Genomic DNA, 12,236 nt, shown 5'->3' with positions numbered 1-12,236 from the left:
GGGCATCCTCATGGGGCCTGTACGAGGGACGACCCTCGTTCAAACACTGTCTAACACTGCGATCGCCCGCCGAATACTCGGCAGGCGCATTACCACTGTACCCCGGAATCGCGCATGTGTGTTGGGCGAATTCGTCGGAACGGTGTGACCACAGTGTCTGACCAGGCCCTTACGCGGCGCGAAGAGCGGGCTATTGTGCGGTCCATGGAGACGCCCGACAACGCCACCACGCCCGCATCCGCAGCCGAGGAACCCACCGGGATCGCCGCCCAGGACTGGGACACGGCCTCCGCCGAGCCGCAGTACCGCGCCGCGGTCGTGGATCTGCTGGGAGCCCTCGCCTATGGGGAGCTGGCGGCCTTCGAGCGGCTCGCCGAGGACGCCAAGCTCGCGCCGACCCTCGCCGACAAGGCCGCCCTGGCGAAAATGGCCGCCGCCGAATTCCACCACTTCGAGCGGTTGAACGACCGGCTGCGGGCGATCGACGCCGAGCCGACCGGCGCGATGGAGCCGTTCGCGAAGGCGCTCGACGACTTCCACCGCCTGACCGCGCCGTCGGACTGGCTGGAGGGCCTCGTCAAGGCGTACGTGGGCGACTCGATCGCCAGCGACTTCTACCGCGAGGTGGCCGCGCGGCTGGACACCGACACTCGCGCGCTGGTGCTCGCCGTACTGGACGACACGGGACACGGCAACTTCGCCGTCGAGAAGGTCCGCGCCGCGATCGAGGCGGAGCCGCGCGTCGGCGGGCGCCTGGCGCTCTGGGCGCGCCGGCTGATGGGCGAGGCGCTCTCGCAGGCGCAGCGGGTGGTGGCCGAGCGCGACGCGCTCTCCACGATGCTCGTGGGCGGGGTGGCGGACGGCTTCGATCTCGCGGAGGTCGGCCGGATGTTCTCCCGGATCACCGAGGCGCACACCAAGCGGATGGCAGCTCTCGGGCTGGCCGCCTGACCGGCGCGCGCCGGTCGGACGGAACGGCTCAGGACGTGGAGGTCTGGGGCGTGCGCAGCCCGCGGCGTGTGGGGCGGAGCAGCAGCGACAGCAGCACCGCTCCCACCAGCAGGGCACCGACGAGCGTCGCGGGAACATGGCCGGCGCCGAGCGCCATATGTGTCACATAGGCGCCGACGAGCGCGCCGACCGGGCCGGCCGTGAACACCGTCCGGTGAGCCGGGAGCCGGTGGGACAGCCGGCTGGCGGCCGCCCACGAAAGACCGAGTCCGAGCAGGACCGATCCGAGAACTTCCCAGATCACTGCTGATCACCTCACGACGCCGGGAGTGACATGCGTTCAGGGCTTTCGGGCCCAGCACGTCACTACCCGCAGTGCACGGAACGCAACCCTCAACAGACCCCCGGGAGAGGGCGGCTACGCGCATAGCGGAACTCGTCGGTAACGGGCCGGGGAACGGACAGAGGAATGGCCCGGCGGGGGTGTCCCGCCGGGCCATTCCCGGATGTCAGTGACGACAGTGACGAGTGACTACAGAGCGCCGAATCCGACGCGTCGTGTGGCCGGCTCACCGATCTCCACGTACGCGATCCGCTCGGCCGGTACGAGCACCTTGCGCCCCTTGTCGTCCGTGAGACTGAGCAGCTGCGCCTTACCGGCCAGCGCGTCGGCGACGGCGCGCTCGACCTCCTGGGCGGTCTGCCCGCTCTCCAGAACGATCTCGCGGGGCGTGTGCTGCACGCCGATCTTGACCTCCACGGCTATGTCCCTCCGAACGGTCTGCGTTGCGCGGCCAGCCGCGCGGTACGCAGCACACATTAGCCCGGAGTGACCATCCGGAAGACGCCGCGGGGAACGCCCGCAGCGAACACGCGCCGTTCAGTGCTGCTCACTGCCGTGCAGCGGGAAGCCGGCGATCCCGCGCCAGGCCAGCGAGGTGAGGAGCCGGACCGCCTGATCGCGGGGGATCGCGGACTCGCTGGAGAGCCAGTAGCGTGCCACCACCTGGGAGACGCCGCCGAGCCCCACGGCCAGCAGCATGGACTCCTCCTTGGAGAGCCCGGTGTCCTCGGCGATCACGTCGGAGATGGCCTCCGCGCACTGGAGCGCGACCCGGTCGACGCGCTCGCGCACCGCGGGCTCGTTCGTCAGATCCGACTCGAAGACCAGGCGGAACGCACCGCCCTCGTCCTCGACATAGGCGAAGTACGCGTCCATCGTGGCCTCGACGCGCAGCTTGTTGTCCGTCGTGGACGCGAGCGCCGTACGGACCGCCTGGAGCAGGCTCTCGCAGTGCTGGTCGAGCAGGGCGAGATACAGCTCCAGCTTTCCGGGGAAGTGCTGATAGAGGACGGGCTTGCTGACGCCGGCCCGCTCGGCGATGTCGTCCATCGCGGCCGCGTGATAGCCCTGTGCGACGAACACTTCCTGAGCCGCGCCCAGCAGCTGATTGCGTCGGGCGCGACGCGGCAGGCGCGTGCCTCGCGGGCGCGCCGCCTCTGTCTGCTCTATGGCTGTCACGCCGCCTCCCAAAATTCGTTCCGTGCGCGCTGTGCGCCGCCTGGCCATCGTACTTTTGGGTAACCCGGCTGTGCGTGGTGAGGACCTGTTTTTTTGGGTCCGGTCGCCTCCGGCGGGCGTACCCGGCCCTTTGTCGCGCGACCCTTCCCGCCCGGTCACGGACGGTAGTCGTCGTCCTCGTCGGTCCCGACCGCCCGTGCCTGATCGGCCGCGTCCGCCTCGTCGGCTCCGTCCCGGTCGATGCGCGTCAGGGGTTCGTCGCCCTTGGGCCGTACGTCCGTGTGCTGTTCCGCGGCGTCGGCCTCGGGGACCTCCTCGTCCAGCTCGGCCGCCTCTTGCTCGCCGTTCGTCTCGAAGGTTTCGGGATCCGTGGGGTCAACCGCCATGGCGTGCCCTCTCTCTCCCCTGGAGCTCTCCTTAAGAGCCTAGAAGCACGGGATGTACGGCGCCATGCGGCCTGTGACGGCGAACACACGGACCGGGGCGTGATCGTCTCGTAACATTGCGGCATGTCGTCGACCGAGCTGCCGGAAACCATTGCCGCCGCCGTGGCGCCGAAGGTGAGTCCCGTACGGGTCGCGGACGGGGAACGGCTCCGTTCCGTCACGCTGCCCGGGCTGACGCTGACCGTACGGTCGCGGCCCGCGTCCCGTACCGGCGCGCCGCCCGCGCTGTATGTGCACGGGCTCGGGGGCTCCTCGCAGAACTGGTCGGCGATGATGCCGCTCCTGGCGGACATCGTCGACGGCGAGGCGGTCGATCTGCCCGGCTTCGGGGACTCGCCGCCGCCGGACGACGGCAATTACTCCATCACCGGTCATGCCCGCGCGGTGATCCGGCTGTTGGACGCGGAGGAGCGCGGTCCCGTACATCTTTTCGGCAACTCCCTCGGGGGCGCCGTCGTCACGCGCGTCGCGGCGGCCCGGCCCGATCTGGTGCGGACCCTGACGCTGATCTCGCCCGCGCTGCCGGAGCTCCGGGTGCAGCGCACCGCGCTGCCGACCGCGCTGCTCGCGGTGCCCGGTGTCGCCTCGCTGTTCGGCCGGCTGACCAGGGACTGGACGGCGGAGCAGCGCACCCGCGGCGCGATGGAACTCACCTACGGCAACCCCTCGTCGGTCACCGAGGAGGATCTGGGCCACGCCGTGCGGGAGATGGAGCGACGGCTCCAACTGCCCTATTTCTGGGACGCGATGACCAACTCGGCGCGCGGTATCGTCAACGCGTACACCCTGGGCGGTCAACACGGGCTGTGGCGGCAGGCCGAGCGGGTGCTGGCGCCGACGTTGCTCGTCTACGGTGGGCGGGATCTGCTTGTTTCATATCGTATGGCCCGCAGGGCGTCGGCCGCTTTCCGCGGTTCCCGGCTGCTGACCCTCCCCGACGCCGGACATGTTGCCATGATGGAGTACCCGAGGCAGGTCGCGCAGGCGTGCCGGGAACTCATCGATGACTACGACAGGAGCTGATCCGGGCCGTGGGACGACACAGCCGCAAGGGCCCCGTACCTCAGGGCGCGCGGTCCACGGCCGCGGTCGCGGCGGGCGAACCCGACCCGGAGCGGGCCGGATCCGGCAAGGGACGGCGCAGGCGCGCCGCGGACGGCCAGGACGCGGACCCGGAGCAGCAGCACGGCGGCCCGGCGCACGCCACCCCCGCGCACGGCGTGCCGCAGGTGCGCGGCGGTCACCCCGAGCAGCGTGAGGCCGGTGGCGGCTGGGGTGGTGAGCAGCGCCGCGGCGCCCCGGGCGACTCCGCTCCGCACACTGCGGCCCCGCCCAAGCAGCCGCGTACGCCCGGGACTTCGGCGCCCACGGCTCCGGCGCCCGCCGCTCCGCGGATCCCGGGACCGCGACGCGAGTTCATCGAGGCGTTCGACGACGACGCGTTCGACGCCTTCGGCGCCCCGGCCTCCCGTACCGCCGTCACGGAGGAGGGCGCGCCCGGCCCGCATCCCACCGGTGACCGGGACGGCGGCGCCGACGGCCCCGGCGACGGCGACACCGAGCCGGTCCCGGCGGAGCCCGCCAGAGGCGGCAAGGGACGCGCGCTCACCGGGATCGCCGCCGCGGCGGTGACCACGGTCCTCGCGGTCGTCGTGGCCGGGCAGGTCACCGACGGCGGTACGAAACCATCCGGCGCGCGGGCCGCCGACGGCACCGACCGCGCCAGCGGGAGCGATGACACCTCGCGCTCCGATGGCCGCCCCACCCCGTCGCGGTCCGCGGCGGCGGCCCCGCCCCCCACCTACGCGCAGCTGATGACACGGCAGTTCCCGCTCGATCCGGAGCTGACGGCCTCGGGCGACTTCACCGCCGTACCCGGTCTCGCCAAGGCGCCCGGCAAGGGGCAGAAGTTCCGCTACCGCGTGGACATCGAGAAGGGGCTCGGGCTGGACGGCGGGCTCTTCGCCGAAGCGGTTCAGAAGACCCTGAACGACGACCGGAGCTGGGCCCACAACGGCGCCATGACCTTCGAACGGATCTCCAGCGGCGAGGCCGAATTCGTGATCACGCTGGCGAGCCCGGGGACCACCGGCGTCTGGTGCGCCAAGTCCGGCCTCGACACGACCATCGACAACGTGTCCTGCGACTCGGCCTCGACCGACCGCGTCATGATCAACGCCTTCCGCTGGGCGCGGGGCGCGGAGACCTTCGGCGACAAGGCGATGCTCAGCTACCGGCAGATGCTGATCAACCACGAGGTCGGACACCGGCTCGGACACAACCATGTGAGTTGCCGCACGCCCGGGGCGCTCGCTCCGGTGATGCAGCAGCAGACCAAGTCGCTGGACATCGAGGGGATCAAGTGCAAGCCGAATCCCTGGGTCTTTCCCGACAGTTGAGATGACCGTCTCACGACTGCCCCACACCGCGTTGACATCGCCCCCGGGGTCGTTCATATTTCTCGGCATGTCGCCCCGCCACGCCGCCGCCTCCGGCCACACCGCCATTGAGCTGACGCTCATCGGTGTGACCGCGCTGTGCGTGGCCGACATTCACTGTCGCTGACGCCTGCCCGAGCGCGCGTCGGCCCTCTTCTTCCGCCGAGCATCCCCGCGTCCGGGCGTATGTGTTCCGTACGCAGGCGTGCCGTGCCGGTCTCCCGTTCTCCTCTCCGCCGCTCTCGCCTGCGCGGACTCCAGGGCGTTCAGTGCCCTTTGTCCTGTTCTGTCTGCGCCCTGCCCGCGCAGCTCACCGAGAGGCCCCTTCCGATGCGTCAACCGTCCGTCATATCCCGCCGCGTGGCCGCGGCAGCCGTCAGCCTGGTCGTGGCAGCGGGCGCCGCCGCCTGCGCGGGTCCTCAGGACAACGATGCCAAGGCCGACGGCACAGGCACGGGCAAGCCCCAGAAGGGCGGCACGCTCTCGGTGCTCAACACCGAGGCCCAGAGCGACTTCGACCCGGCGCGGCTCTACACCTCCGGCGGCGGCAACGTCCCCTCGCTGGTCTTCCGTACGCTCACCACCCGCGACCGCGAGAACGGCGCGGCCGGCACCAAGGTCGTCCCCGACCTCGCCACCGACACCGGGCGTCCGAACGCGGACGCCACCGAGTGGACGTACACCCTCAAGGAGGGGCTGAAGTTCGAGGACGGCACGCCCATCACCACCGCCGACATCAAGTACGGCATCGAGCGCTCCTTCGCCGCCGAGCTCTCCGGCGGCGCCCCCTATCTGCGCGACTGGCTGATCGGCGGCGCCGACTACGAGGGCCCGTACAAGGACAAGAAGGGCCTCGCCTCGATCGAGACGCCCGACGCCAGGACCATCGTCTTCAAGCTCAACAAGCCCGAGGGCGACTTCCCGTTCGTCGCCACCCAGACGCAGTTCGCGCCCGTGCCGAAGGCGAAGGACACCGGTGCCCGGTACGAGGAACACCCCGTCTCCTCGGGCCCGTACAAGGTCGTCAAGAACGAGGGCGACGGCCGGCATCTGGTCCTGGAGCGCAACCCGCACTGGTCGGAGAAGACCGACGAGGAGCGGCACGCCTACCCCGACACCATCGATGTGAAGGCCGGGCTCGACGCCGCCGTCATCAATCAGCGCCTCTCCACCAGCTCCGGCGCCGACGCCGCCGCCGTCACCACCGATACCAACCTCGGGCCCGCCGAGCTGGCCCAGGTCGGCAGCGACAAGGCGCTCGCCGCGCGTGTGGGCACCGGACACTTCGGCTACACCAACTACCTCGCCTTCAACCCGAAGGTGAAGCCGTTCGACAACCCCAAGGTGCGCCAGGCGATCTCGTACGCCATCAACCGCACCAGCGTGATCAACGCGGCCGGCGGCTCCGCGCTCGCCGAGCCCGCGACCACCTTCCTCCCCGACCAGCCGGCCTTCGGCTACACGCCGTACGACCACTTCCCGGCGGGGAAGACCGGCGACCCGGCCAAGGCGAAGGCGCTGCTGAAGGAGGCCGGGTACGCCAACGGTCTGACGATCTCGCTCACCCACTCCACCGCGCAGAACCGGGAGACCAGCCCCGAGGTCGCCACCGCTGTCCAGGAAGCCCTGAAGCAGGCCGGGATCACCGTCAAGCTCCAGGGCCTCGAACCCAACGCGTTCAACGAGGCGCGCTGGAGCGTCAAGGACTCGCCCGGCTTCTTCCTCTCCCGCTGGGGCGCGGACTGGCCCTCCGGCGGACCGTTCCTGGCGCCGATCTTCGACGGCCGCCAGATCGTCAAGGACGGCTCCAACTTCAACCACGCGCAGCTCGACGACCCGTCGGTCAACAAGGAGATCGACGAGATCAACAAGCTGACCGATCTGAGCGCGGCGGCCAAGCGCTGGGGCGCCCTCGACAAGAAGATCGGTGAGCAGGCCCTCGACGTACCGCTCTTCCACCCGGTTTACAAGCGGCTGTACGGCAAGGACGTCAAGAACATCGTGATCAGCGACTGGACCGGCGTTCTCGACATCTCGCAGGTCGCGGTCAAGTGAGCACCGCCGTTACCGCGGGCGCCTCGGGCGCCCGGCAGGTGTGGCGGCGGCTGCGTGGACGCCCCTCGGCCATGGTGGCCGGGGGCGTCCTCGTCCTGCTCGTGGTGCTGGCGCTCGCCGCGCCCCTGCTCGCCGCGATCGAGGGCCAGGACGCCAACTCGTACCACGACGCGCTGGTGGACTCGGCGCGCGGCGGTGTGCCGATCGGCTCCTTCGGCGGGGTGAGCGGGGACCACTGGCTCGGGGTCGAACCCGGCACCGGGCGGGATCTGTTCGTACGGCTGCTGTACGGCGCCCAGGTCTCGCTGCTGGTCGCGGTCGGCGCCACGGCTGTCCAGGTGCTGATCGGGGTCGTGATCGGCCTCGCCGCCGGGCTCGGCAACCGGCTGCTCGACACGTTCCTGAGCCGGGTCACGGACGTCATGGTCGCGCTGCCGATGCTGGTGCTCGCCATCGCCCTGACGGCCGTCGTACCGGCGGACTTCCCGCGCCCCCTGCTGCTGATCCTGGTCATCGGGCTGCTCAACTGGGGCGGTACGGCCCGGATCGTACGGGCGCAGACGCTGACCCTGAAGCAGCTCGACTTCGTGGCCGCCGCCCGGCTCGGCGGCTCCGGGCGGGTGCGGGTGGCGCGGCGCGAGCTGCTGCCCTCGCTCGCCGCGCCCGTCATCACCTACGGGGCGATCCTGCTGCCCTCGAACATCGTGATCGAGGCGTCGCTGTCCTTCCTCGGGGTCGGGGTCACACCGCCGACGCCGTCCTGGGGACAGATGCTGTCGACCGCGCAGACCTGGTTCCGCGCGGACCCGACATACGTACTGCTCCCCGCCGGACTGCTGTTCGTGACGGTGCTCGCCTTCACCGTGCTGGGCGACGCGGTGCGCACCGCGCTCGATCCGCGCGAGGCAAGCCGGCTGCGGGTCGGGACACGCGCGGGGCGCCGCGCCCGCACGGGCGGCGACGCCGCCACCTCGCTCAAGGAAACGGCCTCATGACGCGCTATCTGCTCAAACGGCTCGGAGGCGCGCTGCTCGTCCTGCTCGCGCTCTCCGTCGCCGTCTACGCGCTCTTCTATCTCGTACCGGGCGACCCGGCCCGGCTCGCCTGCGGCGAGCGCTGCTCCACCCAGCAGGTCACGCAGGTACGGGAGCGGCTCGGCCTGGACGCCTCGGTGTTCACGCAGTACGGGCACTTCCTCCAGGGCATCGTCGCCGGGCGGGACTACTCGACCGGCACGGCTGTCCTGCACTGCGACGCGCCCTGCCTCGGCTTCTCGTACAAGACCGACCAGCAGGTCACCCGGCTGATCCTGGAGCGGGTGCCCGCGACGCTCTCCCTCGCGCTCGGCGCGATGGTGATCTGGCTGGTCATCGGGGTGGGCACCGGACTGCTCTCCGCGCTGCGGCGCGGCGGGATCACCGAGCGCGCGCTGACCGTGCTCACCCTCGCCGGGACCGGCATGCCCGTCTTCATCCTGGGGCTGCTGCTCCTGATGGCGGTCTGCGCGTATCTGCGCTGGCTGCCGTTCCCGTCGTACGTACCGCTCTCCCAGGACCCCGAGCAGTGGGCGTGGAACCTGCTGCTGCCCTGGCTCACCCTCGGCTTCTTCGAAAGTGCCAAATACGCGCGGCTGACGCGCAGTTCGACGCTGGAGACGCTGGCCGAGGACCATATCCGCACGTTTCGCGCGTATGGCGTCGGAGAAAGGGCGGTGGTCGGGCGGCACGCGCTGCGCGGCGCCGTACCGCCCGTCATCGCGCTCAACGCGAACGACCTCGGCACGGTCGTGGGCGGCGCGGTGCTCACCGAAACCCTCTTCGGCATCCCCGGCATCGGCAAGACGCTGGTCGACGCGGTACGGGTGGTCGATGTGCCGGTGGTGGTGGGGGTGGTGCTGGTGACCGGCACGGCCGTCGTCCTGGCGAATGTCGTGGCCGATCTGCTCTACGCCGCGGCCGACCGAAGGGTGGCTCTGCTGTGACGGGTGTGGTGGATGTGACGGAGCGACTGATCCACGTCGAGGACCTCACCGTCGACTTCCCCGCCGGGGAGCCGGGCGGGGCCGGGACCGTACGGGCCGTGGACGGACTCTCGTTCACGCTCACCGCCGGCCGGGCGATCGGGCTGGTCGGCGAGTCGGGCAGCGGCAAGAGCACCGTCGCGAGCGCGCTGCTCGGGCTGCACCGGGGGACAGGCGCGCGCGTCGGCGGGACGGTACGGGTCGGCGGTACGGACGTGGGAGCCGCCTCCGAGCGTGAACTGCGCGCGCTGCGCGGCGCGGTGGCCGCGATGGTCTTCCAGGATCCGCTGTCGTCCCTGGACCCGTACTACGCGGTCGGTGACCAGATCGCCGAGGTCTACCGGGTCCATACGGACGCCACGCGGCGGGCCGCCCGCGCGCGGGCCGTCGAGGTCCTCGACCGGGTCGGCATCCCGGACGCGGCGCGCCGCGCCGGGGCCAGGCCGCACGAGTTCAGCGGCGGCATGCGCCAGCGCGCGCTGATCGCGATGGCGCTGGCCTGCGAGCCGCGGCTGCTGATCGCGGACGAGCCGACCACCGCCCTGGACGTCACCGTCCAGGCACAGATCCTCGACCTCCTCCATGATCTGCGCCACGAGACGGGCATGGGGCTGCTGCTGGTCACCCATGACGTGGGGGTCGCGGCGGAGAGCGTGGACGAGGTGCTGGTGATGCGGCACGGCAGGGAGGTGGAGCGCGGGCCGGTGGCCGAGGTGCTGGGGGCGCCCCGGGACACCTATACGCGCACGCTGCTGGCGGCGGTGCCGCGCGTGGACACGCCGCTCGGCGCGCCGCGCACGGGGGCGGCGGCTTCGTCACCCGGGCCCGCGGGCGAGGCGCTGCTCGAAGCCGTCGGCCTGCGGCGGGAGTTCCGGCGGGGGCGGCGGACCGTCACCGCCGTGGACGGGGTCTCGCTCACCGTCCACCCCGGCGAGACCCTCGGCATCGTCGGGGAGAGCGGCAGCGGCAAGACCACCCTGGGGCGGATGCTGGTACGGCTCCTCGACCCGTCGGCCGGGGGGCTGCGCTACCGGGGTACGGAGATCGCGACGGCGTCCGAGAAGGAACTGCGGCCCTACCGGCGGGAGTTGCAGATGGTCTTCCAGGACCCGGTCGCCTCGCTCAATCCGCGCCGTTCGGTCGGCGAGTCCGTGGCCGATCCGCTGCGGGCCGCCGGGGTGCTGGACGAACGCCGGCTCGTCGCGCGCGTACGGGAGCTGCTCGACCGGGTCGGGCTCGATCCCGACCGGTACGACCGGTATCCGCACGAGTTCAGCGGCGGGCAGCGCCAGAGGGTCGGGATCGCGCGGGCGCTGGCCGCCGAGCCGCGGCTCATCGTCTGCGACGAGCCCGTCTCCGCGCTGGATGTGACCACTCAGGCGCAGGTCACCGCGTTGCTGGCGGAACTCCAGCGCGAGCTGGGCCTGGCGCTGGTCTTCATCGCCCACGACCTCGCGGTCGTACGGCAGGTGAGCGACCGGGTCGCCGTCATGCGGGGCGGCAGGATCGTGGAACAGGGCACGGTCGAGGAGGTGTACGGGACGCCCTCGGAGGCGTACACCAAACAGCTGCTGGCCGCCGTGCCCGCGCTCGATCCGGCGCTCGCCGAGGCCCGCCGCTCGGCCCGCAGGACGCTTCCCGCGTCTGCCGAGGGCATGGCCGTGGCCTGACTCCATGTATCCGGTCCGTTCCGTAGCGCGACAGAACGCTACCGGTACGGGAAAGTTACGTGCATTCACCCCTTCCGGTGGTGCGACGGACAACCGTCCGTCGCACCACCGGCTTATCCGCTTACGGTCGTCCCGCTGCGTGTCGCCGGATCAACGGCGGCCGCCCACAAGGGAGATCGGGGGTGTGCTCGTGCGGATCGGACTGCTTACGGACGGTGGGTATCCGTATGCGACGGGTGAGTCCAGGCTCTGGTGCGACCGGCTCGTGCGCGGGCTCGCCCCGCATGAGTTCGACCTCTACGCGCTGAGCCGGAGCGCGGGCCAGGAGAGCCGGGGGTGGATAGAACTGCCGCCCCGGGTACGGCAGGTGCGCACCGCGCCGCTCTGGGGGCCGGCCGAGGACGGCCGTGGTTACGGACGGCGCGACCGGCGCCGGTTCGCGGCGCACTTCACGGAGCTGACCGCGTCGGTCCGCACCGCGCGCGGCGACGACGCGACCGCTTCCGACAGGTTCGGGGCGGGGCTCTACGGGCTAGGCCCTGTCCGGCGGAACTTCGCGGGCCCGCGACGATCGACCGGACAGGACCTAGCCGACCTCGCCAGGGAGCGCGGCGGGCTGCCGACGGCCCTGCGTTCGGAAGCCGCCGTACGGCTGCTGGAGGCCGCCTGCCGTACCCCCGGCGCGCGCCGGAGCGTGCACACCGCGTCCGTGGCCGATCTCCTGGCCTTAGCCGATCAGCTGGAGCGCGCTCTGCGCCCCCTCTCGCTCGACTGGTACGGCGACGACGGACTCGCCGGGGCCGATCTCTGCCACGCCGCGTCCGGGGGTCCGGCCGCGCTGCCCGGACTGTTGGCCAAACGCTTCTTCGGGGTACCGCTGCTCGTCACGGAGTACGGCGTACGGCTGCGCGCGCACTACCTCGCTGGCGGCGGCGCTCCGCGGGCGGACGCGCCGGGGGACGCGCCGGGGGGCGTGAACAACGCGCCGGTGCGCGCTCTGTTTGCGGCCTTCCAGGGGCGGCCGGCCGCCGAGGTCTACCGGCAGGCGGGCGTCATCACCTCCGGAAACGGCTGGACCGGCGGGCTGTCGGGGCTGCCACGGCGTACGCCGAGCTGGGCGAGCCCGGCCGCGCG

The 12,236-nt window shown here is 71.6% G+C and carries 12 protein-coding genes and 1 pseudogene; 9 read left to right on the top strand and 4 right to left on the bottom strand.

Annotated elements, in window-relative coordinates:
- Positions 1-204 precede the first annotated feature (204 nt).
- Positions 205-951, top strand: coding sequence for a ferritin-like fold-containing protein (locus IF11_RS0119315; protein ID WP_030352889.1), 747 nt, complete (start codon positions 205-207; stop codon positions 949-951).
- 28 nt (positions 952-979) lie between these two features.
- On the opposite strand, the gene IF11_RS0119310 is transcribed toward IF11_RS0119315, so the two are convergent.
- The 4 genes from IF11_RS0119310 to IF11_RS0119295 all read right to left on the bottom strand — a co-directional run bounded on the left by IF11_RS0119310 (position 980) and on the right by IF11_RS0119295 (position 2,859).
- Positions 980-1,255, bottom strand: coding sequence for a hypothetical protein (locus IF11_RS0119310; protein WP_030352888.1), 276 nt, complete (start codon positions 1,253-1,255; stop codon positions 980-982).
- Positions 1,256-1,483: 228 nt separating this feature from the next.
- The gene (locus tag IF11_RS0119305; RefSeq protein WP_030352887.1) at positions 1,484-1,711 is read right to left on the bottom strand and encodes a DUF3107 domain-containing protein; all 228 of its coding nucleotides are present in this window, start codon (positions 1,709-1,711) and stop codon (positions 1,484-1,486) included.
- Positions 1,712-1,831: 120 nt separating this feature from the next.
- Positions 1,832-2,473, bottom strand: coding sequence for a TetR/AcrR family transcriptional regulator (locus IF11_RS0119300; RefSeq protein WP_030352886.1), 642 nt, complete (start codon positions 2,471-2,473; stop codon positions 1,832-1,834).
- Positions 2,474-2,628: 155 nt separating this feature from the next.
- Entirely contained in the window at positions 2,629-2,859 is a 231-nt protein-coding gene (locus IF11_RS0119295; protein WP_030352885.1) for a hypothetical protein, read from the bottom strand.
- 123 nt (positions 2,860-2,982) lie between these two features.
- Between IF11_RS0119295 and IF11_RS0119290 the strand changes: the two genes are divergently transcribed.
- The 8 genes and pseudogenes from IF11_RS0119290 to IF11_RS0119255 all read left to right on the top strand — a co-directional run.
- Entirely contained in the window at positions 2,983-3,942 is a 960-nt protein-coding gene (locus IF11_RS0119290) for an alpha/beta fold hydrolase (RefSeq protein ID WP_030352884.1), read from the top strand.
- An 8-nt stretch (positions 3,943-3,950) separates the two neighbouring features.
- Positions 3,951-5,318 (top strand): DUF3152 domain-containing protein, encoded by a 1,368-nt coding sequence (locus IF11_RS0119285; protein WP_030352883.1) that lies wholly within the window; start codon positions 3,951-3,953, stop codon positions 5,316-5,318.
- Between the two features lie 67 nt (positions 5,319-5,385).
- Positions 5,386-5,484: an Ms4533A family Cys-rich leader peptide gene (locus IF11_RS42955; RefSeq protein WP_326610489.1), complete on the top strand. Its 99-nt coding sequence runs from the start codon at positions 5,386-5,388 to the stop codon at positions 5,482-5,484.
- A gap of 203 nt (positions 5,485-5,687) precedes the next feature.
- Positions 5,688-7,412 (top strand): ABC transporter substrate-binding protein, encoded by a 1,725-nt coding sequence (locus IF11_RS0119275; RefSeq protein ID WP_030352882.1) that lies wholly within the window; start codon positions 5,688-5,690, stop codon positions 7,410-7,412.
- On the top strand, positions 7,409-8,407 hold the full coding sequence (locus tag IF11_RS0119270; RefSeq protein ID WP_240627766.1) for an ABC transporter permease: 999 nt from the start codon (positions 7,409-7,411) through the stop codon (positions 8,405-8,407). Before IF11_RS0119275 ends, IF11_RS0119270 begins: the two co-directional genes overlap by 4 nt.
- Complete coding sequence (locus tag IF11_RS0119265; RefSeq protein WP_030352880.1) at positions 8,404-9,393, top strand: ABC transporter permease; 990 nt, start codon at positions 8,404-8,406, stop codon at positions 9,391-9,393. The genes IF11_RS0119270 and IF11_RS0119265 overlap by 4 nt, the downstream gene beginning before the upstream one ends.
- Positions 9,390-11,102, top strand: coding sequence for a dipeptide ABC transporter ATP-binding protein (locus IF11_RS0119260; RefSeq protein WP_420894610.1), 1,713 nt, complete (start codon positions 9,390-9,392; stop codon positions 11,100-11,102). The genes IF11_RS0119265 and IF11_RS0119260 overlap by 4 nt, the downstream gene beginning before the upstream one ends.
- Positions 11,103-11,292: 190 nt before the next feature.
- Positions 11,293-12,171: pseudogene (locus IF11_RS0119255) on the top strand (DUF3492 domain-containing protein); the annotation flags it as partial.
- Positions 12,172-12,236 lie beyond the last annotated feature (65 nt).

This window comes from Streptomyces scopuliridis RB72, from assembly GCF_000718095.1.
GTDB lineage: Bacteria > Actinomycetota > Actinomycetes > Streptomycetales > Streptomycetaceae > Streptomyces > Streptomyces scopuliridis.
The sequence above is the reverse complement of the archived record's forward strand: the minus strand, read 5'-3'. Positions and strand labels throughout refer to the sequence as shown.